Origin of the sequence: Sphingobacterium sp. R2 (genome assembly GCF_040760075.1) — a bacterium.
Classification (GTDB): Bacteria; Bacteroidota; Bacteroidia; order Sphingobacteriales; family Sphingobacteriaceae; genus Sphingobacterium.
The window spans coordinates 3,511,985-3,534,856 of the sequence record NZ_CP142884.1 but is presented as its reverse complement, the minus strand read 5'-3'; the positions used below and the strand labels follow the sequence as shown (position 1 = coordinate 3,534,856).

Annotated in this window: 18 protein-coding genes; 1 reads left to right on the top strand and 17 read right to left on the bottom strand. The window is 45.5% G+C overall.

The features are described 5' to 3' along the window. The first annotated feature begins 199 nt into the window (after nucleotides 1–199). A complete protein-coding gene (locus VXM68_RS14585; protein ID WP_367209163.1) occupies nucleotides 200–2,521 on the top strand; it encodes an alpha-L-rhamnosidase C-terminal domain-containing protein in 2,322 nt (773 codons plus the stop codon). A 73-nt stretch (nucleotides 2,522–2,594) separates the two neighbouring features. On the opposite strand, the gene VXM68_RS14580 is transcribed toward VXM68_RS14585, so the two are convergent. The 17 genes from VXM68_RS14580 to VXM68_RS14500 all read right to left on the bottom strand — a co-directional run bounded on the left by VXM68_RS14580 (nucleotide 2,595) and on the right by VXM68_RS14500 (nucleotide 22,872). Then, the gene (locus tag VXM68_RS14580; protein ID WP_367209162.1) at nucleotides 2,595–2,765 is read right to left on the bottom strand and encodes a hypothetical protein; all 171 of its coding nucleotides are present in this window, start codon (nucleotides 2,763–2,765) and stop codon (nucleotides 2,595–2,597) included. Further along, nucleotides 2,752–3,042 carry a hypothetical protein gene (locus VXM68_RS14575; RefSeq protein WP_367209161.1) on the bottom strand — a complete coding sequence of 97 codons (291 nt, stop codon included), beginning with the start codon at nucleotides 3,040–3,042 and terminating at the stop codon, nucleotides 2,752–2,754. Before VXM68_RS14575 ends, VXM68_RS14580 begins: the two co-directional genes overlap by 14 nt. 279 nt (nucleotides 3,043–3,321) lie before the next feature. Beyond that, nucleotides 3,322–3,705 carry a DUF5675 family protein gene (locus tag VXM68_RS14570; protein WP_367209160.1) on the bottom strand — a complete coding sequence of 128 codons (384 nt, stop codon included), beginning with the start codon at nucleotides 3,703–3,705 and terminating at the stop codon, nucleotides 3,322–3,324. A 17-nt stretch (nucleotides 3,706–3,722) separates the two neighbouring features. Beyond that, entirely contained in the window at nucleotides 3,723–4,256 is a 534-nt protein-coding gene (locus tag VXM68_RS14565; protein WP_367209159.1) for a DUF6266 family protein, read from the bottom strand. Nucleotides 4,257–4,305: 49 nt separating this feature from the next. After that, nucleotides 4,306–4,950 carry a DUF6266 family protein gene (locus VXM68_RS14560; protein WP_293880513.1) on the bottom strand — a complete coding sequence of 215 codons (645 nt, stop codon included), beginning with the start codon at nucleotides 4,948–4,950 and terminating at the stop codon, nucleotides 4,306–4,308. Between the two features lie 239 nt (nucleotides 4,951–5,189). After that, on the bottom strand, nucleotides 5,190–6,323 hold the full coding sequence (locus VXM68_RS14555) for a glycoside hydrolase family 26 protein (protein WP_367209158.1): 1,134 nt from the start codon (nucleotides 6,321–6,323) through the stop codon (nucleotides 5,190–5,192). Further along, on the bottom strand, nucleotides 6,320–7,486 hold the full coding sequence (locus VXM68_RS14550) for an AGE family epimerase/isomerase (RefSeq protein WP_367209157.1): 1,167 nt from the start codon (nucleotides 7,484–7,486) through the stop codon (nucleotides 6,320–6,322). The genes VXM68_RS14555 and VXM68_RS14550 overlap by 4 nt, the downstream gene beginning before the upstream one ends. 22 nt (nucleotides 7,487–7,508) lie before the next feature. Beyond that, nucleotides 7,509–8,903: an MFS transporter gene (locus VXM68_RS14545; RefSeq protein ID WP_367209155.1), complete on the bottom strand. Its 1,395-nt coding sequence runs from the start codon at nucleotides 8,901–8,903 to the stop codon at nucleotides 7,509–7,511. A 30-nt stretch (nucleotides 8,904–8,933) separates the two neighbouring features. Beyond that, the gene (locus tag VXM68_RS14540; RefSeq protein ID WP_367209153.1) at nucleotides 8,934–10,103 is read right to left on the bottom strand and encodes a glycosidase; all 1,170 of its coding nucleotides are present in this window, start codon (nucleotides 10,101–10,103) and stop codon (nucleotides 8,934–8,936) included. A gap of 42 nt (nucleotides 10,104–10,145) precedes the next feature. Then, the gene (locus tag VXM68_RS14535) at nucleotides 10,146–11,927 is read right to left on the bottom strand and encodes an acetylxylan esterase (protein WP_367209152.1); all 1,782 of its coding nucleotides are present in this window, start codon (nucleotides 11,925–11,927) and stop codon (nucleotides 10,146–10,148) included. Next, a complete protein-coding gene (locus tag VXM68_RS14530; RefSeq protein WP_367209151.1) occupies nucleotides 11,924–12,910 on the bottom strand; it encodes a glycoside hydrolase family 5 protein in 987 nt (328 codons plus the stop codon). Before VXM68_RS14530 ends, VXM68_RS14535 begins: the two co-directional genes overlap by 4 nt. 8 nt (nucleotides 12,911–12,918) lie before the next feature. Next, a complete protein-coding gene (locus VXM68_RS14525) occupies nucleotides 12,919–14,070 on the bottom strand; it encodes a glycan-binding surface protein (RefSeq protein WP_367209150.1) in 1,152 nt (383 codons plus the stop codon). 20 nt (nucleotides 14,071–14,090) lie between these two features. Next, nucleotides 14,091–15,863 (bottom strand): RagB/SusD family nutrient uptake outer membrane protein, encoded by a 1,773-nt coding sequence (locus VXM68_RS14520; protein WP_367209149.1) that lies wholly within the window; start codon nucleotides 15,861–15,863, stop codon nucleotides 14,091–14,093. Nucleotides 15,864–15,884: 21 nt separating this feature from the next. Beyond that, nucleotides 15,885–19,076 carry a SusC/RagA family TonB-linked outer membrane protein gene (locus VXM68_RS14515; RefSeq protein WP_367209148.1) on the bottom strand — a complete coding sequence of 1,064 codons (3,192 nt, stop codon included), beginning with the start codon at nucleotides 19,074–19,076 and terminating at the stop codon, nucleotides 15,885–15,887. A 184-nt stretch (nucleotides 19,077–19,260) separates the two neighbouring features. Beyond that, nucleotides 19,261–20,133, bottom strand: coding sequence for a helix-turn-helix domain-containing protein (locus tag VXM68_RS14510; RefSeq protein ID WP_367209147.1), 873 nt, complete (start codon nucleotides 20,131–20,133; stop codon nucleotides 19,261–19,263). Nucleotides 20,134–20,236: 103 nt separating this feature from the next. Continuing rightward, the gene (locus tag VXM68_RS14505) at nucleotides 20,237–21,826 is read right to left on the bottom strand and encodes an MFS transporter (RefSeq protein ID WP_367209146.1); all 1,590 of its coding nucleotides are present in this window, start codon (nucleotides 21,824–21,826) and stop codon (nucleotides 20,237–20,239) included. After that, a complete protein-coding gene (locus VXM68_RS14500; protein ID WP_367209145.1) occupies nucleotides 21,823–22,872 on the bottom strand; it encodes an HlyD family secretion protein in 1,050 nt (349 codons plus the stop codon). Before VXM68_RS14500 ends, VXM68_RS14505 begins: the two co-directional genes overlap by 4 nt.

The window sequence follows — 22,872 nt, the reverse complement described above, 5'->3', positions numbered from 1 at the left end:
ATAGTTAACTTGCTCTAGATTGCTGTGAATTACACGTATGCTGCCACAAAAAGGTTTTTCTTGCACTAAACGGTCACAGGTGTCAAAAAAGTCGATAAAAAAATCGGGATGTCAACATGAGCCGAAGATTAGCATCGTTTTAGGCATCCTTTGATTTAGAAATTAGAATTGTAAAACCTAAATTATTTTTGATTTTAAAATGGAGACAAACATATATCCCCGTAGAGGTGGACTTTATAAGAAAATATTTTTTTTATTGCTACTCTGTTGCTTAATTCACGTTAAAGCACTACCACAGGAAGTAGCAGAGGTTACGCATTGGATATCTGCCAACGATCTAAATTCGGATAGCACAAATACCTGGATTGCTTTTCGTAAAGATGTGCAGTTTAAAGATAAGCCCAGGCAAGCTTTTACAACGATTTCAGCAGATACAAAATACTGGCTTTGGATAAATGGTAAACTTATAATTTTTGAAGGGGGATTAAAAAGAGGGCCTAATCCGAACGATAGCTACTGCGATAAAATTGACCTGGGGCCATACCTGTCCAAAGGAAATAACAAAATAGCAGTTTTATTATGGCATTTTGGAAAATCTGGATTTTCACATGTCAGCAGTGGGAAATCTGGACTATTTTTCCATATGCAAACTGAAACCATTGACATAAATAGTGACCAGAGTTGGCTTTCACGGATTCACCCCGCTTATCAAACTGCTGACAATCCACTTCCAAACTTTCGCCTAGCGGAATCAAACATCAGGTTTGACGCAAGAAATGATATTTCGGACTGGCAAACTCAAACCATGGGATCATTGCCCGGTTTTTCAGCTTCCAGGATAGTTGGAAAAAAAGGTGATGCTCCCTGGAATAAATTAATCGACCGGCCTATTCCACAATGGAAAGATTACGGCGTAAAAACGATCAGCTTCAAACGAGCGGCAGGAAGAGAAATTGATACAATAACTGCTATACTTCCATATAACATGCAATGCACCCCAATATTGGATGTCCTTGATCGTGTAGGCGGACATACTATTCGTATCAATACCGATCACAGTTACGCAGGGGGTACCAATAATATCAGGGCCGAATACATTACAAAAAAAGGAAAACAAACTTACGAGTCCTTGGGATGGATGAATGGCGAAAAACTGATCCTTCTGGTGCCTAAAATAGTAAAAATTAAAAGACTCAACTATCGGGAAACCGGTTATGATAGTGAAAATCTGGGGAAATTCACCTGCAGTGATCCATTCTACAACAAGTATTGGAAGAAAGCAAGCCGAACGTTATATGTCAATATGCGGGACAATTTTTTCGACTGCCCGGATCGCGAAAGAGCCCAATGGTGGGGAGACGTTGTTTTATTAATGGGTGAAGCTTTCTATACCTATTCTCCTTCATCACATGCACTTATGCGAAAAGCCATCGATGAGCTTTGTAACTGGCAGCGAGAAAGCGGTGTACTCCACGCTCCCATTCCTGGAAACTTTAACCAGGAACTTCCCGATCAGATGCTGACAAGCATTGGTAACTATGGATTTTGGAATTATTATATGCAAACAGGCGATTCGATTCAGATCAGGAAGGCTTATCCCGCCGTTAAGAAATACCTACAGCTTTGGAAGACTGATGAGACCGGTCTTACGGAACTTCGGAACGGCGACTGGCTGTGGGGCGACTGGGGCGAAAATAAAGATATCCGTCTGATCATGGCTGGCTGGCATTACATCGCATTGGATGCTGCGGCAAACATGGCAGAATTGTTGGGGCAAACAGAAGATGTACAACTGTACCGAAATACGATGGTCAATGTCAAAAATGGGTACAACCGATGCTGGAATGGCCAGGTCTACCGCCATCCCGCGCATAAAGGTAATGCGGACGATCGGGTTCAGGCCTTGGCAGTAATAGCCAACATTGCTGATAGCAGCAAATACGGATCAATTTTAAAATGTTTCAAATCGCAGTATTATGCCAGCCCTTATATGGAGAAGTATATCATGGAGGCACTTTTTAAAATGGAGCAAGGAAATTATGCGCTGGCAAGGACAAAGGATCGCTTCAGCGAAATGGTGAATGATCCAGAACGCACAACACTGTATGAAGGCTGGGGTATCGGAGAACGCGGCTTTGGTGGCGGCACCACAAACCATGCATGGAGTGGCGGCGCACAGATTGTACTGACAGAATACGTTTTTGGTATTAAACCCTTACGTCCCGGATATACCTCGTTTGCTGTTCAGCCTCAGCCAGCCAGTCTGTCATCGGGCCATTTAAGCGTACCGACTGTGAAGGGAAACATAACAGCTTCTTTCAAAAATGACAAGAAAGGTTTTAGGTTAAAATTAAAAGTTCCGAACGGTTCCACAGCCATTGTCAAGATTCCCAGTGGATCTGCGCTCTTTATCAACAATAAGGCAGTGACTAAAACAGAAGGAACCGCAGATACTGCAGGTTATGCTACTTTTACACTAGCTGCCGGAGATTACAATATAAGAAGAAAACTTCCCATATAGTTTAAGATATTTGCACGAAAAACCAAGGTAATATAGACAAGGTGCACGCCGCGGTGCACCTTATCTATCCTTTTCACCGCTTTCGTTTACCTAAATTCGCCAATAATCTACTCGTCACAAAACTGACCAATGTGCCTACCGCAGCCGTCAATGCCGTCTGCAGCACATCGCCCAGCGAAATACTGGCCCAGATGGAACAGATCGTTCCACCGAGTGCTGAGATACGCATATCATTCCACCTCATCCGCTCCACTCCTTTCTTTGGGTAACACGGCCTGTTTCGATTCGTCAGCCGGAGGCCCTGGAGCGCCCTGAAATGTGCCGCTCGAATTATTCCGGCCGTCATCCGCATCAGCAATTGACTTTTCATTAGGAGGCTTATCCTCCTCCATGACGGTTTTCACAATACCCAGTCCTAACGCAATATATTTTAATATATTACCAGCCTTTCCGGGCCATTTAACAGGCGCCGCAAGAACCACCTGCAGCACCTGTCCTATTTTGTTTAAGATTTTTTTCATACTTACAGCTTTTTAAAATCATTCCCTTCTTTATTCGAGCACTATAGGAGGACAAAGAATTGAAAGCCTGGCATTGTGACTTCCCATCCACCCATACCAACTTCGATAAATCAGCAGGTATAGGAATAGAAAATATAGCGTTCTGACTGTCAAGATCTGAAGGGATCTGGCGTACATATGAATCACTGTCCGAGCACAGCGAGTTTGATTCCTATAGTCAGAGAACTAAAAGATGACACAAAAGAAAGAATGCAGCGCAAATTCATGTCCTCCAAATTGCTACCGAATATTCAAATACACTTCATCCCCCATATCCCAAAGGCTATACACCAAGGCTTTAAGCTTTGCTAAAGCTTTACCGCTGTAATCCCCTCGTCCCTCGCCGGTTAAAGTCGTCACCGGCGCGATGCAGCCCTGCAATTCTTTCCATGCATTGTTGGCGGCATGAATCAGAATAGCCTCCCGTCCGAGCACGATTGGAATGCCAATCTGTTCCCCATGCTTGGGGTAGCGCCGCTTTTCGAGTTTATACTGGCCTATGGGGATGCAACTGATCCGTGGAATGTTATTTCGGTAGGGCAGCTCAATGGTATGGCAGATTACTTCGCCCTGATAGGTAATAGTACCGTTGGTTCCCTGTGCGCCATATGTACGTTGGAGCAACAGGATATGTTTCTTTTTCATTTGGTGGAGTACCCTAGATAACGTGACCGTGAATACTTTTTACCCTTTCTGTCGCAGACCAGCAAGTAAACGTGAAAATCGTCGGCTTCAAAGCCTGCCGGGAGGTGCAAGATGGCCTGCCCATCGTACCGTCTCCAGACCTTTTCGTTTATAAAAGCATAGCCCTTTTCAACCTGATAAGCACAAAGGATAATCTGATCGTCCAATGGATATAGGTTATCGCTAGGAACTGTATACGTGACTATTATGCGATCTTTTTCGCGTGTTAGTATAGGCATATTGGCTGGTGCGATGGAACCGTCGCTCAAAAGAACCAGCGCTGGGTCTACCACAGGCCCTCCGGCCTCATGCCTGATTGCGATACGCAACGTGTGACTCAAGGCCTGCCCGAATGGAAGCGACTTTTTGCGCTTTGCCTGTTCAGCAAAGCCTTTTTTGATCAATCCATTGAGCGGAGCCAAAAAGGCACGCGCAATTTTAAATGTTTCCCGAACGCGCAGCTGCGCAGGAGTCGGCGCTTTTTTTACCATAATAAATAGAGATAAAAAGGCTGAGCCGGATCGACTCAGCCCGTTAACATTAGATCAGCTGTAGCTCGCCTAGATACACGCTTTTAGACACCTTCGTTTTTGAACGGTTGGACAAAAATAACCAGGTGTGCACCGAACCAGTCGTGAGATGGTCAGGCACCATAAAGGATACCACCCCCGTCTCCCGCGTACTTGGCTTGGTGGAAGAGATAAACTCATCCTTTTCGGGGTGGTAAGCCAGCACATAGACTAGATCGTCACCAAAGGTTTCGAAAACGTCGCTACCGCCCGTCGACCAGCTGTAGGTCAATTCGCCCGAATCGTAGGCAACTGCTACCGTTCCACCACCGTACAGGCCCCCGTCTGCAATGCTGATGTTGCCATAGTCGAGCGCATAGTTTGGATAAACGCCCGTAATGGCCCTGTTCAGATTAAATTGAAATGCCGCGTTGATCGGTGTCAATTTTTCTGTGTTTTTAAGGCCGAAGCCAATTTTTAAAAAGAAGTTGATGGGCAGTAGGAAACGCATCAGCGTTTTGAATTTTTCCTGCTGCATCATCTGTGCTTCTGATGCGGGCTTCGTTCTTTTTTTGTAAAGCCCTTTAATGTAGTTGATACTCTTCCAGCTACTTCCGATTACGGAGCCGGCTTTACCCTTAAAGCCTCCGTTTGCTCCATGTACAATAGTTCCCATGTGTTATCGTCAACCCTTTTTTCATACCGGTATTTCTGATTGACATAACAAACATAAAACACTTTAAATCAACAACAAATACCATCACAATGAATGACCGAGCGCTGACCGATAGGCTTCGTATTTTTGACTGATCATAGACTGGCTGCACAACCGGCTGCACACTAGAATTGTATTATGCCGGAGGAATCCGGCAATCAAAATGAAGCGCATGGTGCGGGTAAGCAGGATAGTCTATGTCATTTTAGTACTGCATGGTAAAATGGCCTGCTGTTGTTTAGAAGAAGGATATGTTCTGATTGACAAAATTTGTTGAAATCTCCTGCTGCCGGATGATCTTTGGTAGGTACATAATAATGGGTCGCAATATCGTCTGCATTCCGCCAGAGCATACAGTATGCCATTGGCCATTTCGTTAAGATGGGTTGCAAAATCGTAGTAAACCAGTTTGGATCGGTAATCCGTTCGAGACCCGTTTCAGTCAATGCCGCAATCTTACCTTTTTCCACTGCTAAAGCCGAAACAATTTCCATCTTCATTCCGGCTGCTGCTGGATGATTGGCACCATCAGGCCGAAAATCCCAATAATTGTCCATGCCTAGAATATCGACATATCCATCACCTGGAAATTGAGCAAGATATTCCGCCCGGGTGTAAAACTTACAGTCGGGGGAAAATGCATAGAGCACTTGGTGAACGCCCAGCTCTTCTCGCAGATAGTGAACGGTATAGCGCCATAACTGAACAAATTCTTCCTTAGTAGCATGCCCTTTTCCCCACCAAAACCAATCGCCATCAAACTCATGAAAAGGTCTGAAAATAATCGGAATAGCTTCTCCATTCGGACCCTTACACTGCGCCAAGAAATCAGCTATCCGATCAAGATAAGATTGATAAACAGCATTCGAAGTGCCCCCTGGCAAAATTTGGCTCACGGCAATCTGCGGATTACTTTTCCATTCGTAGGATCCGCCGTTTACAGGATTTGACATGTGCCATGAAAAGGTAATAATCCCTCCTCTTCGATACATATCCTTCACCACCTTTACAAGCCTTTTGGTTTCACTTTCCCGATAGCCCTTATCCTCATGTGTGAGTTGTTGAAAATCGAGCCCAAGCAGTGCTGGGTGACTGCCTGTTATTTCTTTTATATCACTCCGGTTGGAGTCTCCCCTCCAATATCGGCCATAACAAAGTGCATCCTGTTGGCCCAGAAGGACTTTTCCTTTTGATTGAACTGCTTTTAAGTAGTTGTACAACGCTACGGTTTCACTTGTGGCCATACGATCAATAGGTCCATTGGATTGCGCCAAAAGATTATTGAAGAGCATTGCGAACAGGATCAAGTAGAAAGCAACTTTTTTTTTCATCATATCATTCTAAAATTTTCGATCATTTCCAAACACATGCGCCCATTGTGGTAGGGGCACTTCCAGAACCCAGCTTTATCTTCTTTTCTATTTACTTTTCCATTTTCAAGCCTGCTCCAATACCACTCACCTCCTTCGTGATCGACCATATTTGATTGAATATACGACCATATGCTTTCTGCTTTTTCCTGAAAGAATCCGTCATCCAACATCTGCCCAAGATATGAAAACCCCAGCACTGCTTCGGCCTGTACCCACCAATGGCGTTCGCGATCCCAATGCCCGCCTTTCCGTTCATAGGCGAGGCCACCATCCGGCAAAATACCCTGCAGTGCGGCATGGCCAATAGGTATAACGACAGCTTTCACTTTCTCCAGCAGATCCGGATCACCGAGCACCTTGGCGGCTTCCAACAATAGCCAAACCGCTTCAATATCGTGTCCGAATGATTGCGCTTCCCCTTTTACCTGCCATGTTTCATCAAAAAAGAGCTGGAGATGTCCCGTAGCTTCGCTATATATCCTTTCCAGGAATAAGGTTATCAAATCAGCCTGTGCCTTCATCAGGTCTTCATCCATCCATATACGGAGTAGGTTGGTATAAGGTTCCAAAATATGCAGGTGGGTATTCATGGTCTTTGCTTCGTTTTCATCTTTCGCGCTGAGACGCATATCGGCAATGGGTTGCCAGTCTTCAGTAAAAGCTTCCCTGTACCCGCCTAATTCATCATCTTTGCAGCGTTCGATCTGATAAAATTGTTTTTTTGCATAGTCCAGTGCCTCCGAGCACCCCGTTGCACGGTAATATTCGGAAAACGCATAGAGTGCAAATCCCTGGGCGTAAGTTTGTTTTTTACGGTTCACTGGATGTCCTCGGAAATCAAGTTCCCAATACACGCCACCATACTGTTTATCCAGAAAGTAGTCCCTAAGATAGCAGTACGCTCTTTCTGCAATCTGCCGGTAGGCGTCGCGCCGTAGAACACGGTAAGCAGCGGAAAATGTCCACAGGATTCTCGCATGCATCACCACTCCTTTGTTGGCACACCTATGCAATACATTGTTCCCGTCAATGCGGCCAAAAAAGCCACCATTCGCTGTGTCCACCATTTTGTCCATCCAATAGGGAAGGATATTATTTTCAATTTCTTCTTTAAAACCTCTCATTGTTTCGACTTTTCTCTTTGAATCACGTGCGACGCTCGGCAAGCTGTGCAGCAATCTCTTGCATTCTTTTGTCTGTCAGCGGGTAAAGACTGATAAACACAATTGACAATACTGTTCCTATGGCTGGAAATAGGCTCAAAAACATTTTTATTCCACTCAGCGTCTCCTCCGACTGCAGCTGGTTGGCCTGAAAGCCAAAATAGCCAAGCAACCATCCGGTTACTGCTGTCCCGAGCGCCCAGCCCAATTTTTGGCTCATCGACGACGAACTAAAGATTAGACCTGTTGCCCTATTGCCTGTCTTCAACTCCGAATAATCCGCACAGTCGGCATACATAGACCACAGTAATGGAAACACTGTTCCAGCGCAGCTACTGATCACGATCTGCAGGCCAAAAATTCCCCAAATCTGGCTCTCATCGAGCCAATAGAATACGATACTACCTCCTGTTGCCAAGAGCATAGCTAACATAAATGTATTTTTCTTCCCGATTTTATTGCTCAATGGAGCCGCCAAAACTACACCTATGATATTGGCGATCTGACCCAATGCCAGGTAAAGGCCACTCAACACAAAGGGAATATTCAGCAACACAATTTTACCATAATGCGCTTCGTGGACATAATACTTGAAATAATAAAGTGCTGCCCCATCGCGAACCGAATTGAATACCAATGTTGAAACTCCTGCTCCCAATAAAATCCACCAGGGACTGTTGTTACATAAATCTTTGATATCCTGCTTAAGACTACTTTTCGTATCCGTTACCGGCTGAACCCGTTCACGCGTCCAAGCAAAGCAGAGCAGAAATAGAACGACGGCGCAGAGCGCAATTACCGCTGCAGCCATCGCCCAGCCCTGCTGCTGCGCTTCTATATGCGGGTTGTAGCCACTAAAAAAATTGACCATTGGATTGAAGAGCAATAGCGTCACGAAACTTCCGAGATAGGCAAAAGTCATTCGGAAAGTGGCCAATACACTTCTGGTTTTGGGCGATGCACTCATTACCCCTAACAAAGAAGCATAAGGCACATTGATGGCTGAATAGACCATCATCATGATCGAATATGTCACATATGCATACAGCAGCTTGCCGCTTTCGGCAAGTGCTGGCGTGTAGAACGTAAACACCCCAATGACGCCAAACGGTACCGCTACATACAGCAGGTAGGGTCTGAATTTTCCCCATTTAGACTGCGTACGATCTGCCAGCACACCAATAACAGGGTCAAACAAAGAATCCCAGACACGCGTGACCAGAAACATGGTGCCCACCACTTTTGCTTCCATCCCGAAGATATCGGTATAGAAAAACATCAGGTACATGCTAAATAATTTCCAGAACATGGACGAAGCGGCATCCCCTAGTCCATAACCGATTTTTTCCTTTAATGTAATATGTTCCGTTTTACTCATTATTCTCGTTTTGCGATAAATTTAAACATTTTATTGGTTTAAGTTTTTCGAAATAATCTTTACCAGCGTCTCGACAGATGTTTTTGACCGCATGCCATCCACTGTTGTAGACAAGCAATAATCCACTAGTTTTTCGATTGAAGATACGGCCACGTGCATGCGGGTATCACTCGAGGCATAATAAAGATAAACTGTTCCATCGTCATCGGCTATCCAGCCATTGCTAAAAAGTACATTTGAAACATCACCGACGCGTTCCTCGCCCATTGGTGCCATCAGATGGCCGGCAGGTTCAGCAATGAGTTTGTCCGGAGCAGCTAGATCTGTCAGATAAACATACAGGACATAGCGAAGACCAGCAGCACATGCGCGGACGCCATGCGCGAGGTGCAACCAGCCTTTCGGCGTTTTTATGGGTGCGGGCCCTTCGCCATTTTTTAACTCCTTGATGGTGTGATAATACCGATGATTTATAATTTTTTCTTCGCTTACAATCGCATTCTCCATCGTATCCACCAGTGCCCATCCGATTCCACCACCACTTCCAGTATCGATAAACCCATCCTGAGGGCGGGTATATAAAGCATATTTTCCGTCGACAAATTCGGGGTGCAGCACCACATTGCGCTGCTGGCTCTTTGCGACCAAATCGGGTAGCCTTTCCCAGTGCTTTAGATCTTTTGTCCGTACAATTCCTGCTGCCGCCACGGCCGAAGATAAATCGCCGGAAGGTGCTGCCGGATCTTTCCGTTCCGAACAGAAAATACCATAAATCCAGCCGTCTTCGTGCAGCGTCAAACGCATATCGTAGACATTGGTATCAGGATTGTCCGTTTCGGGAAGATCGACCGGAAAATCCCAGAACTTAAAATTGTCGATTCCATTTGGGCTTTCTGCTATGGCAAAGAAAGACTTGCGGTCATTTCCCTCGACCCGTACGACCAACAGGTACTTATCGTTCCATTTGATCGCACCGGCATTAAAGGTTCCATTGATACCAAATCGTTCCATCAAAAATGGATTGCGCTGTTCGTTTAAGTCGTATCGCCAGAACAGCGGTGTATGCGCCGCCGTAATGACCGGATTATGATAGCGTTGGTAAATGCCGTTGCTGTCCTTCACTGGGTAGTTTTTTCTTTCCAATAGGGCAAAGTAATCTGCTTCAACGTCTTTAAGACGTTGTTCAAATAATGTACTCATGATTCGAATTAAATATAAAGTAAGTTCTTCTGTATGTTTGATTTATCTTGCTTTTCCAACTTGGAGGGTGCGTCGAAACAGCTCCAATCCAGCCTCGTAAAATGCATTCCCGGTGCTATGTCCATGTTGGGGAAAAGCCATCCATGATTTTTCACTTTTCACCTGATTATAAGCGGCAAAATTGATATGTGGCGGACAAACGTTGTCCTGCACGCCAATGCCCATGACCAATGGTACACGGATTCGGCTGGCCAGATTTTTAATATCGAAATAGGAAAGCGTCTGGTACACCTTTTTCCAGCTTACCTCCGGATGTTGTGTCCGGTAATGATCCACATCCGATTTTGGCCAGGGCGCGATTTGGAAATAATCCTGAAAATCGGATAAAAAAGGAATACCAATGGCCAATGCCTTTACACGAGTATCCAGCGATGCGGCGACGACCGACAATGCGCCTCCCTGACTTGATCCGCGCACAGCAATACGCTCCCCATCGATTTCATCCCTTGAGCTGACAAAATCCAGCGCACGCAGCACATCCATAAATGCCCCGCGATAGTAATACGTATTTTTATTGTCTATCCCGTAGGTAAACCAGGTACCGAAATGATTGGACTTCTCATTCAATGCCTGTCCGCGGATGGAAAGTACAAAATAGGCAAACCCATCCCAGCTTTGATTCGGAAAATAGGGTTTTGACCCATAGCCCATATACTCCACAATGACGGGGTGCTTTCCTGCCTTTTTAGGTTTAGCGTAGTAGCCCATGATCAGTTCATTATCCAGCGAGCGCATGGATACGTGGTACATCTCATAATCGAGCTTGGACTGCTCTGGAATCAGCATCAGTTGATAATCAGGCTGTACGTTAGCGAGCTGCGCTTTATTGGTCTTCCAGAATGTATCAAAATCTGCTGCTTCATCGTTCGGCGAAGCAATCTTTTCGGGCTCATAACCTACGTTCAACTGCTCTTCCAGCTTTTGGCCCCCATCCATCTCCACAGACACCTTGTAGCGGTAAAATCCCGGCTCTGCATTTTTTAACCCAAAGGTACCCATGGTAGCTGTCGCATGTGCGGGAATATCGATCTTCAACTCCTGCGATTTGACCGGTTTATACGCATCCGTGGTCACTACAATTTTGACGGTTGCACCCAGCGATTTTTTACCTTTGTTTTCTATAGTCGGTGCTATGGCGATACTATCCTCACCCAGAAAAATATAATCGTCATCCTGTACGTTAACTTTCAGCTTAAGTTTATCGACTGTTGAAGCGGGTTCTACCGTCATTACAGCTGCATTCAAGAAGCCGCCATTGGCGCTCCACCCATCAAAAAATTTGATGGCAATCACATTGTCACCGGTAAGATCAAGTGCTTCCAGGGGAACAAAATACCGACGTTGCTGATCAAAGTAGCCGGCAAAATTAGGCGGAAACTCCCCCGTTTTACCGACTAATATTCCATTGACATACACTTCTTCACAGGCTGCAAATTGACCGAGGTCGATTTGCACGCCTTCTGCCTCGGCAATTTTTTGCTGCATCGGCGCCGGAAAGACCAGTTGCTTGCGGTACCAGCCAAAACCCTGTTGTAACAGTTGCCCCTGCTCTTTGAGCGGTTTATCAGAAACCACGCTTGCCCAATGTTGATCCCGATAGTTTTTTGCGTTCCAGCTGCTGTCCTTGCCTTCACCTGCATGAAACTTCCAATTGGCACCAACATTATAGGCCATACTATTCATAGCCTGCTGCTGCGCGTGACCGTGTAATGCTGCCGTACCATACAGCAGCATTAGCAGTGCAGTTTTTACAGCGTTGCTCATTTATTGTTTCTCTTTAAATCTTGTCGCACCATTTTTCCCCAGGGTTTGAGCTGGCTTTCCGACCAGCCATATGCTGGCACCTGTTCATCCGCAATCATGGAGCAGCTTTCATTTTTGTCCGCGATAGACCAGGCTATCCAGCTGAGTTTATGGCGATGCATCCATTCCCTCCAGATTGTCCATTCCTTTTGGTCTATCGGTCCGTCACCATCGGCATTCATCCCCGCACATTCCGACACAAAAATTGGAATACCTTTGGCCAGCGCATAGTCGGCACGGTCGCGAAGAAACTGCTGATGTGTACCTGCATAGAAGTGTACCGTATACATCAGGTTAGTAAATCCTTGGATGGGGTTATCGGCGACAAGATGGATATCCTGATCCCAGTTTGGGCAGCCCACCAAAATGATATTGTCTGGATCTATGGACCGAATAACAGGTATTACTTCCTTTGCATAGGCTTGGATTTCGTCCCAGCTTGTCTCCGTGGGTTCGTTAAATATCTCATAAATGACATTTGGATAACTGCCATATTTTTGCGCTACGGTGCGAAAGAAGGCCTTGGCTTCTTGCGGATGTAGCTGATGTGCATGCCAATCAACAATAACGTATATGCCCGCGGCTATTGCTGCATCGACCACGGTATATAACTGCTTCAGCGCTGCCTCGGGGTTTTGTAAGTACGCCTGATCAGGCTCTACACCAATAGCCGCGCGGACCACCTGTATATTCCAGTCTCTTTGAAGCCAGTCAATGGTCTGCGCCTGATAAAAGCGGGGCCACCAGTTGTGCCAGCCCAGGCTTACGCCATGGAGCGCCAGCGTATCGCCGTGTGCATCGAGTAGCGCTGTACCCGACACCCGGAGCTGACCGTGTTGGGCAATAACCGTTTTATCATCTGCTTGTGGACTGTTCCATGCCGATCGGCAAGCCAGTGCCAGCAACATAGTTACCAGCAGCATGGGGTAAACATATCTTTTCAACCGGCCTCCTATTTTTTAACAATACGAATATTAACGATACTAAAGTCGTCGTTAGTTTCAGCAGTTGGCTGAAAAACGAAGACAAAGTTGTTCCAGCCCATTTGCAAATACGATCCATTTGGCTGGCCATCATCTTTAAAAAATTCGATCAGCGGATGCCGTACCGTTTTCCATTTACCATAGGTATTGAAAGAGCCGTTTGCTGCTAAATTCCACCGCATTTGGCTGCGTCCGCCATCCATAATAAAATTACCCACGCTAATTGGAGCCGTCGTTTTTGTATTGATTTCAAAATGTACTTCATAATCTTTGGGATTGGCAACTATCTGCGCATCCTGCATATCAAAACCCGACCAAAAGAATTGATTCCAGGACCATGCGCCTGAGCTTTGATGGAAACGTATAAATTTGGCAAAACCAGGTAATGGTTTGGGATCACCCGTAGCGGTGCCATCTGTTATGAAGTCCGATAAACTATTCATATCGACAATTTGAAGCCCCCTGTCGCGGTAACGAATACTTTTGGGTGTTTCCATCAAATCGCTGGACAGCGTCATCACTGCCCCTTCCGGTGCGCCAGCCGGCACGACGAAATACAGCGAATCACTGGTGGCCCTAACTGGTTTGATACTCGTGCTATTAAACATAAACTGCCCATCCGTCTCATTCAATTTGTAGAGATCCATATATTTACCCAACACAATAGTGGTATCTCCCGGGCTCGCAAATTCATTAAAAAAGCCATCAATTACGACGTTGGGAATCTTAACCTCGAAGGGGAAGTCGGTTGATCCCTTTTCTGTTACTACCGTAATTTTATTCGTGACAACCGCTGGTACGGCCCGGGGTACAGCCAATGTGATGCGCGAGCGGACGGCATAGATTGTTTTTAAGTCAACTTCCACATCGTTAAAGCGGATTGATTTCACCTGCGCCAGATTATCTCCCTGCAAGACAATCATCTGGGTCAGTTCGCCAGCTGTAATGGCCGTTTGGAGATCCGCTGCCGTAGAAATCTTCTGTACCGAAGGTGCCCCGTTTGAAGTGAGCTGATTGTCGTAGTTATCGTCGTATTTCACAATATCTTTCTGACAAGAAGCTCCCGCTGTCAGCAGCGCCAACAACGATAAGCTAAAATATGTAGATTTATTTATTTTCATAATTTACTAAGACTAGTGGATTAATTCCATCCTGGGTTATTGGTTGTAATATTCGTATTGATCCCCACCGCTGTATTTGGGATCGGGTACAACAAGTGTTTATCCGTTCTGCTTTTTAGTACGCCAACTTCATCTACCCCGCCGATCCTGTTCATGACGTCGAGATAAATGCCCCATCGAATCAAATCCCACCGGCGGTCTCCCTCGAGGGCAAGTTCCATCGCACGCTCTTCCAATACTGCCGATCGGAATGCAACCTGATTATCGATGTTGCCATCTCCGCTGAGGCGATGTGGCGTGGCATTACTTCGTTCGCGCACCTGATTCAGTTTGGCCAACGCTGCGGCGCGTGCTGCGCCACTGTTTTCGACCTCATTGGCTGCCTCGGCATAGATTAGCAGGACATCGGCAAAACGTAAGAAATACCAGGCGGCATCTGTTCGTTCTATTTTATTGTCACTTACATCCGCATATTTTGTTAAATAGGCTAGGAAGTCTGCTGATTTTTCACTTCTATAATTTGCGCCATCGTTAAACGGAGCCTCTGGGGGTACAAAAGTACCGCTCGAATTGGTATATCCCTTTGCTTTACGGGTCCATTCTTCATTGTTGGGGTAATAAGAGCCCCCGCCCCAGCTGGCATCGCCACCCTGTCTGATCCATCGATGCATCACTCCGCGCACAATCCGATAATCTTTGCTTTCAAAAAGTTTATACCAATGGTCCCGCATTCCCCACCATAGTCCGGTTTCAATGTTGCCTTTGGCATTATAAGTGCCGGTATAGCCAGCAGAGAATTGTACTCCGTAGTTTGCATTGCCAGCCACCGACTGCAGCGTCCAGATATTTTCGCTGCTGTTGCGGTTGGCTCTCAAAAACACCTGGTCATAAGGCAATAAGGCATAAGCACCATACTTTCCGTTGATGACTTCAAGGGCTTTATCACGCGCTTTGGTAAAATATTCTTGTGCATTCAAACTCGCATAGCCAGCGAGCTGTTTCTTGCTCACTGTAAATGTCGCCGGGCTGGTAAACACTTTTTCAGTTCCGTTCATGGTGAAGGGAACTCCGCCCCGGACATTTACATTACCTGTCGCCAAGGCACCCGATCCCATTGTCACATATACCTTTGCCAATAGCGATGCTGCAGCGCCAGCAGAGGCCCGCCCCGGCTGAAAACCGGCATCTGTATTTTTGTACATCATGGTCTCGGCCTGGGTGAGCAAGTCAATGATATGTGCATACACAGTCGGTATTGGCTGACGCGGTTGATTGATATCCCCACCAGCATTGACGGTGATCGTGTGAATGGGCACTTCACCAAAAGCACGTACCAACAGAAAATAGGCATACGCTTTTAGGAAATTCAATTGTCCGATTGCATTATTTTTTACTGGTTCCGACAGCGTCTTCATCGGGGTAATATTTTCGATCGCCAGGTTGGCGCGGTGAATGAGATTATAGGGTCCTTCCCAAGTCATTTTGGTATAATCATTATTCTGGAAATTGCCCGCGCCCAAATTGCCGAACGACCAATCGGGTCCCGACATGTAGTCACAATCAAACTCGAGTGCCGGAGGGAAAACGTTCCAGCGAAACATATCATCTAAGAGCTTGCTGTAGGTACCCGCTACCCACTGATCCGCCCCTGTTTCAGAATCAGGAATACTTTCTGGTTCGATAAAATCAAATTTTTTCTCCTCAATCATTTTTGCGCAGCCCCCGATAACCGGCAATCCCAATAGGGCCAGTAAAGCATACGTTATATAGGTTTTATTTTTTTTTGTCAACATAGTCATCAGCGTTTAGGAATATTAAAAATCAGCTTTTAAGCCCAGCGAAAAATTTCTACTCGTCGGATACGAATAGATATCTACCCCTTTTCGTGAAGGGTCGCCTGCGAAAGCGTTCACATCCGGATCAAACCAGCTGTATTTTGTAATCGTAAGGAGATTGGTCGCACTCGCATAGATATAAAGCGCGTTGAGACCTTTGAAAGGATTATTGAACGTGTATCCGACATTGACATTTTTGAGGCGCAAGTAAGAACCATTTTCGACGTACCTGTTGGAGGTCAACATGGTCCGTGTATAGCCCGCCACCGCCTTTGGCCAGCGCGCATCCTGTGGATTTTCAGCTGTCCATCGGCTATCGTATAGCTTTTGGGGAATATTGCCAATATTTCCCATTTTCATATCCATCAGGTTGGCATTCAAAATATCGTTCCCTACAGATCCCTGCAGGAAGATGCCCAGCGTAAAATTCTTATACTTCAAGTTATTGGTCACTCCAAAAACAAAATCGGGATTGACATTGCCAATGACCGTGCGGTCTGCAGTCGTAATTTCGCCGTCGCCATTCAGGTCGCGGTATTTGATTTCTCCAATTTTGGACGTTACCAGACCGTTACTTTCATTGGCATACACTTTTTCTGCTCGCACCTCTGCCTCATTGTCATAAAATCCGTCTTCCACGTAGCCAAATATTGTTCCGATCGGATAGCCATTGCGCTGCAAGAAGATGTTGTCTGCATTGTACCACAGCCTGTCCGAAAAGGCGTCTGCATTCAACCCGTGTACTTCATTGCGATTGAAGGAAATATTGGCATCAATATTCCATTTGAAGTGATCACGATTTATCGCTGCAAATTTACCTGTTATCTCGAGCCCTTTATTGGTGACATTGCCAGTTGAATTTATCCACATATTCTTAAAACCAACATCGCTGCCGATTGGAATATTCTGCAGCAGACCGTTTGTCTTTTTGTAGTAAGCATCCACTGTCAATTGAATCCGGTTATTTAAAAAAGCCATGTCTACCCCAGCATTAAATTGATCCGTTACTTCCCACTTCAGGTTGGGATTGAGCGCACCGCGCCAGTCCACTTCAGCAAAACCACTGTTGAGACTTCCATTGATGGGGTAATTGGCCACTCCCAACACCGCTTTTGTTTGATATGCATTTACGCCTTGATTACCGGTCTGCCCATAGCTTACCCGCAACTTGAGGTCATTGAAAAAATTCAGGTCTTTTATAAACTGTTCGTCGGACATGCGCCACGCCAATGCTCCAGACAGAAAGTTTGAAAATTGCTGCCCTACAGTTAGGCGGCTGGAGCCATCCCGTCTTATGGAAGCTGTAGCGATATACTTACCCTTATACGAATAGTTTGCGCGTCCCAATAACGAAACCATTGCTGTCTGTCCACGATTACTGATGAGCGCCTCCGGATTTAATGCTGTTTGCATATTAAATTCTCCTGTAATATCATTCGGAAAATTGGTGGCGCTCATGGATTTGCCACCATAGTCTGCCCGTTCATAGGTAAAACCGGCGACAGCGTTTAGATTATGGTCCTGTTTGAAGGTTTTATCGTAGGTTAAGATCGATTCGGCCGTCAAATTTTGATACCAGTTATCACTCTGCCCGCCCATTCCATTGCGTGGTGTACGCCCTTCCTGGGTATTTCTGTTGTAATAGGTATTGCGGTTGTTGTTGGTATAGCCAAATCCAAAATTCTGGCGAAAAGTCAAATTGGGTAAAATCTTTACACTGGCATAAGAAGAGGTGAATATCATATTTGATTTGAGCTGATCTTTTGCCGTATTGACATACACCCCAGGATTAGAGGCCAGCCAATTGAGCTGATCGGACTCGATCGTAGACATGTTGGGACCGTACGTTACCGGGAATAGCAATGCCGAACGTATAATCCCGTAATCGTAGGCATTCGATTTTGCGAAGTTATTTGTACCGTTGGAATAGTTTATATTTGATCCGAGTTCGAGCCAGCTGCGCACCTTTCGTCCCACATTAGCGCGAAACGCAATGCGCTTATAGTCTGACCGTTTGATGATACCCCGCTGATTGAGGTAGTTACCCGATATCATATGCCATCCTTTATCACTTCCACCCGAAAGGCTCAAATTATATTCTTGTTGCAAGCCATTTTGATAGATTTCGTCCTGCCAGTCGGCACCTTCCACCATCGAGGTGTTTCCATGTTCGTCTGTGCGCAATCCCGGTGACAGAAAATCTTCAGGGGATGGATTATACGTACCGTGGTCAAAGCTTCCCTGTTGCGGATAAGACCATATTCCGGCATAGGGAAGTGTGGAATAATTCAGCCCTTCATATTTCTTACTATTGATGGCCTGTTCGTTGATGTAGTTGGCATAGGTGTAAGGATCGAGCATTTTGATCTTTTTGCCCAACTTCGAAACACTTAAATTTGACGTAAACTCGACCTTGTCGACCCCATTTTCGCCTCTTTTGGTGGTGATGATCACTACGCCGTTCGCGCCTCTGGATCCATAGATGGCGGTAGCTGAGGCATCTTTAAGTACCTCAATCGATGCGATATCATTGGGATTAATGGCGGCTAATGCATTTGAAGTCTGCATATTATTGCTATTGGCCGAGCTAGCTGGTGTTGACCCTGTTTCAAAAGGAATGCCATCCACAATGTAAAGCGGCTGCGAACTGGTCGTAAAGGAGTTGGTCCCCCGGATGGTAATGGATACACCAGCACCTGGAGCCCCATCGTTCTGGTTGACTGTGACACCTGCCATCCGTCCCTGTAGTGCCTGATTGATACTTGGCGCCGGGTTTCCGGCCAGAATATCATCGGCTTTTACCTGGCCAACCGATCCCGACATGTCCCTCTTTTTTATCGTTCCATAGCCAATAACGACCACCTCGTCCAACACATCAGATTTGGGATTTAGGTATACCCTGATTGACTGCCGCGCGGTGACTTTTACCGTGCGTGTCTCCATACCCAGAAACGATATATACAGATTGTCTCCTAAACTGACCTCAATTTGGTAATTGCCCTTTTCGTCTGTCAGCGCAGTTTTTCCTGCGCCGTTGCGCACCGTTGCTCCGGCTATCGGTAAATTGGTCTGTTGGTTTATTACCTGTCCCGATAGCTGCAGTTTTTGGGCAAAAGTAAGCATCGGAGTAAGGCCAGCAACCATACAGGCATAAAAGATTTTTTTGATCATTTTTGAGTTCCCTTATAATTGGTTATTTAAATTGCTTTAACTACTTTCAAAACTAATAAGAATGGGCACTCAAGGCTAATACTTTTTTATCTTCTTCTCATGCTATTTAAACCAATAATAGCATTTAAGACTTTTTAAAGGAGTGTATAACCTATATTTTTTTAGCCGTATGTATACTATAGGCTCACCAATAGAATTTAGAATTGCGGTATTTAGTCCGGAAGTCTGTAGGGGTTGCTCCTTTCTTTTTCATAAAGGTGCGGTTGAAATTGGATAGGTTGTTAAAACCCGACAATAATGCAATTTCGGCAATGCTGTGTGTTGTATCCACCAGCATCCGGCTGGCGTGGCCCAGCCGAATATCGTTTAAGGTATCGACAAAAGTTCTGCCGGTCCGTTGTTTTAGAAATCTACTTAAAGAAACAGCGGTCATCCCGATCAGATCGGCGGCTTCACCTAGCGACACTTCCTGCTGATAATTTTTGGAGAGGTAGCGTAATACTTTTTCAACGCGTCGGCTATCGTGCCGCCCGATACTGCTGTGAAAAGAACGGCTGCAGAGTTCGCGCATGTGTACATCTTGCGATAAAATAAACAGGATATCATACAAACGTACCACAGAATGGAAGCCATCTTTTTCATAGGCGAGCTTGTTGATCGATTCCTGTACCGCTCGAATGGTTTGCAGACTGAACGTCACACCATACCCTGCCTTTTCTACCAACTGTTTGATGGAACGGAATTGATTTTTGTTGAGTAGCGTTTCACCCAATAAATCCGGCTGAAACTGTATGGTGATTTCGGAAATATGTGTGGACTGGCATTTATGGTCAAACCAACCGTGCTCGAGGTTGGCATTGGCGATCAGTGTAAGTTCGAGGTCTCCGATTTCCTCTATACTATCTCCTACGATACGTTGTGCGCCAGCAGCATTTTCAATGAAATTGAGCTCAAATTCTGAATGGACATGAATTGGAAAATCAAAGCGAGACTTCTCTCGGGCAAATACCATGAAACAGTCTTTATCAGAAAGTGGTGTAACTTCGCGTAATATCATTGGTCTACTTGTTAGTCTATAAGGTTATCGTCGTCAATTATAAATGTCGTTTATTTTTTTGAATAAAAAAATAGGCAGTGCCGTTGCGATTTTATAGGCCGCTTTAAGGCACATTTCCTTTTGTTAACCGCAACGCAACACGCTGTATTTGGGGTAAGAATACTAAGATAACGATGACGATCAGCACGCCTGCTAGCATCCAGTCGTAATAATCACGGGTAGCACGGACCAATATTTGATGCCCTACCAATTGATTAAGATAGCCTGTGGATACTGCTTTTGCGGTATACATATCGCTGCCGGCATGCAGATATTGGTTCTGAATATCGAGCATCGTTAGCGGCAATTGCGGGTTGGTTTCTGTCAGTGCCTCCCGCACCCTCTCCCGAACTCCGGATTTTGCAATTAATTGCAGTTCGTTGTTTAATGCCAAGCTTAAGGTAAAACCTGTAAACCTGGCCAATATCCCAACAAGCGAGGCATTGATCGCAATTTTCGGCGGTGCTGATGATGTGGTAAAGGAAACAATCGGAACAAATAGCACGCCTGTGGCTACACCATATAGCAATAGCGGAAGCAGAAAATCGACCGTCTCTCCCTGTACCGACACAAATAAGATCATATAGGCATAATAAATCGCCATGATTATAAAGCCAACAACAATCAGATGGATCAGATTATACCCCATCAGGACAAATCGGGAAGTAACAAACATACTCAGCGTGGTACCCACTATGACAGCTGTCCATATCGGAATGGTGCTCAATGGATCATTGCCTAAAATCACCTCCACGTAACCATAAGCAAGCCCGGTGCTTCCTTTGAATAGGTAGAATGTAATTAGTAGGAATACTCCCGACACGAAATTCTTGGCCTTAAAGATCTGTAAATTGATCAAGGGTCTTTTGAGTTTCGATGCTCTGATTATAAAGAGCGAAAGAATAACCAAATCACTTAAACTGAGCATCCAAATGCGTGGACTGTCCAACCATCCCAATTGCCGTCCATAAACCAGGATGTATCCCAATAGCAGAATGAAGGATACGTAAAACAGATAGCCGATCCAATCCACCTGATAGAGCGGAATCTTTTTGCTAAACCGGGCTTTACTGTTCATGGTTAACAACACCGCCCCTGCCAGGATCATGAGCATGATAATAAACCCGTAGAATAGCCAGTTAAAATCAAAGAAATAGAGCATCACACTGTTGTAGATGGCATAGAACGGCACAGCAATCTGTATACAGCCGTAAAGAAGACTGTAAGCAATTACCCGGGCGCGCACCGCATGCAATCTCGGAAAAATAAGCTGCAACACAATCCCCGACATCAATGCGCAGGTGATACCCTGCAAAAACTGGCAAATAACAAATACCGTCCAATCTTTAAAATGAAAACAGACCACGGAACATAATGCATTCATGGCCAGGGCAATCAGCAAGTATTTTCTCGGCGCAAAATATTTGACTATCCGGAAGTCGAGTGCGAGGAATGCTACGGTAGAACCATAGATAACGACCATGCCATATTGTACATCGGTAGGCTGTATGCCGTAAAATCCCATTGCGGCAACGGGACTGCCGTAGAAAGCGAAACTAAATAAGCAGGTCATCAGAATGGCAAATATGACAGATCGCGCCCCCCATTCCGACACCCAGGATCTGAAAATCGGTATTTTATGTGCTTGCATCATTCCGCTTTTAAAACATAGACATTGGCATTCATTCCGGCAGAGAGTTTTCCTAACTTTTCAGCCGTATCGGTTAATTTAATCCGAACAGGAATACGTTGCGTAATTTTCACAAAATTGCCGGTCGCGTTATCCGGTGGCAGTAGCGAGTAGCGTGAACCCGTTGTTGGCGACAGCGACTCGATGGTCCCGTTGAAGCGCTCTTTCGGAAAAGCATCTACCTCAATCGCTACCGCTTGCCCGACGGTGAATTTACCGACCTGTGTTTCCTTAAAATTGGCCATCACCCACTTTTCTTCGGCCTTGTTCACCAAAAAAGCCAAGATCTGCCCGGGCTGTATCAGTTGCCCCTCCTGAATTGTCTTTTTACCGATCTGCCCGTCAAAAGGTGCCGTTATAACTGTATACCGGATGTCCAGTTCCTGCCTTTGTAGCAAGGTTTCCTTCATTTTTATCTCTGCCTCTATCGCCCGCTGCTGTGCGCTAAAATCAGTTAATTTGGATTCGGCTACCTGCAACGATGCGTTAGCCTGATCGTAATCCGATTGTGCAATGGATAGCGCAGTACTGACGTTGTCAAATTTTTGCTGTGTGGTCGATTCATCTGCCAGTAGATTTTTATAGCGTCCAAATTCTCTTTGCTGCTGCTGCAATCTGGCTTTCGCTCCCGCCAACTGAGCTTTGATCACCGCAATACTTTTACGTTGCGTTTCTTCGTTTGCGGCCAATATGGGTAATTTGGCCTGTGCACTCCGCAATTCTGCCGATGCGGCATCTTTTTTCAGTCCATACTCGTCCAGTTCAATGACGACAAGCGTGTCCCCTTTTTTAACCAGCTGATTGTCTTTGTAATGGATTTTGCTGATGTATCCGCCCACTTTGGCATTTATGGGTGAGAGATAAGCATCTACCTGGGCATCGTTGGTCTGCTCATAGCGATACCCTTTCAAAAAATAGGCAGCTCCCCAAATCAAGATGCCTACGAATAAAGCAATGCCCAATCCCTGGGTCAGGCGGATCACAATTTGATCTGTTTTATTTTTGTTCAT

What these genes read in the sequence shown, in the direction of transcription:
- VXM68_RS14555 (WP_367209158.1), bottom strand. Translation starts at nt 6,323, where the DNA reads ATGATGAAAAAAAAAGTTGCTTTCTACTTGATCCTGTTCGCAATGCTC.
- VXM68_RS14580 (WP_367209162.1), bottom strand. Translation starts at nt 2,765, where the DNA reads ATGAGGTGGAATGATATGCGTATCTCAGCACTCGGTGGAACGATCTGT.
- VXM68_RS14545 (WP_367209155.1), bottom strand. Translation starts at nt 8,903, where the DNA reads ATGAGTAAAACGGAACATATTACATTAAAGGAAAAAATCGGTTATGGA.
- VXM68_RS14565 (WP_367209159.1), bottom strand. Translation starts at nt 4,256, where the DNA reads ATGGTAAAAAAAGCGCCGACTCCTGCGCAGCTGCGCGTTCGGGAAACA.
- VXM68_RS14575 (WP_367209161.1), bottom strand. Translation starts at nt 3,042, where the DNA reads ATGAAAAAAATCTTAAACAAAATAGGACAGGTGCTGCAGGTGGTTCTT.
- VXM68_RS14550 (WP_367209157.1), bottom strand. Translation starts at nt 7,486, where the DNA reads ATGAGAGGTTTTAAAGAAGAAATTGAAAATAATATCCTTCCCTATTGG.
- VXM68_RS14540 (WP_367209153.1), bottom strand. Translation starts at nt 10,103, where the DNA reads ATGAGTACATTATTTGAACAACGTCTTAAAGACGTTGAAGCAGATTAC.
- VXM68_RS14510 (WP_367209147.1), bottom strand. Translation starts at nt 20,133, where the DNA reads ATGATATTACGCGAAGTTACACCACTTTCTGATAAAGACTGTTTCATG.
- VXM68_RS14535 (WP_367209152.1), bottom strand. Translation starts at nt 11,927, where the DNA reads ATGAGCAACGCTGTAAAAACTGCACTGCTAATGCTGCTGTATGGTACG.
- VXM68_RS14520 (WP_367209149.1), bottom strand. Translation starts at nt 15,863, where the DNA reads ATGTTGACAAAAAAAAATAAAACCTATATAACGTATGCTTTACTGGCC.
- VXM68_RS14560 (WP_293880513.1), bottom strand. Translation starts at nt 4,950, where the DNA reads ATGGGAACTATTGTACATGGAGCAAACGGAGGCTTTAAGGGTAAAGCC.
- VXM68_RS14500 (WP_367209145.1), bottom strand. Translation starts at nt 22,872, where the DNA reads ATGAACAAAAATAAAACAGATCAAATTGTGATCCGCCTGACCCAGGGA.
- VXM68_RS14525 (WP_367209150.1), bottom strand. Translation starts at nt 14,070, where the DNA reads ATGAAAATAAATAAATCTACATATTTTAGCTTATCGTTGTTGGCGCTG.
- VXM68_RS14505 (WP_367209146.1), bottom strand. Translation starts at nt 21,826, where the DNA reads ATGATGCAAGCACATAAAATACCGATTTTCAGATCCTGGGTGTCGGAA.
- VXM68_RS14585 (WP_367209163.1), top strand. Translation starts at nt 200, where the DNA reads ATGGAGACAAACATATATCCCCGTAGAGGTGGACTTTATAAGAAAATA.
- VXM68_RS14515 (WP_367209148.1), bottom strand. Translation starts at nt 19,076, where the DNA reads ATGATCAAAAAAATCTTTTATGCCTGTATGGTTGCTGGCCTTACTCCG.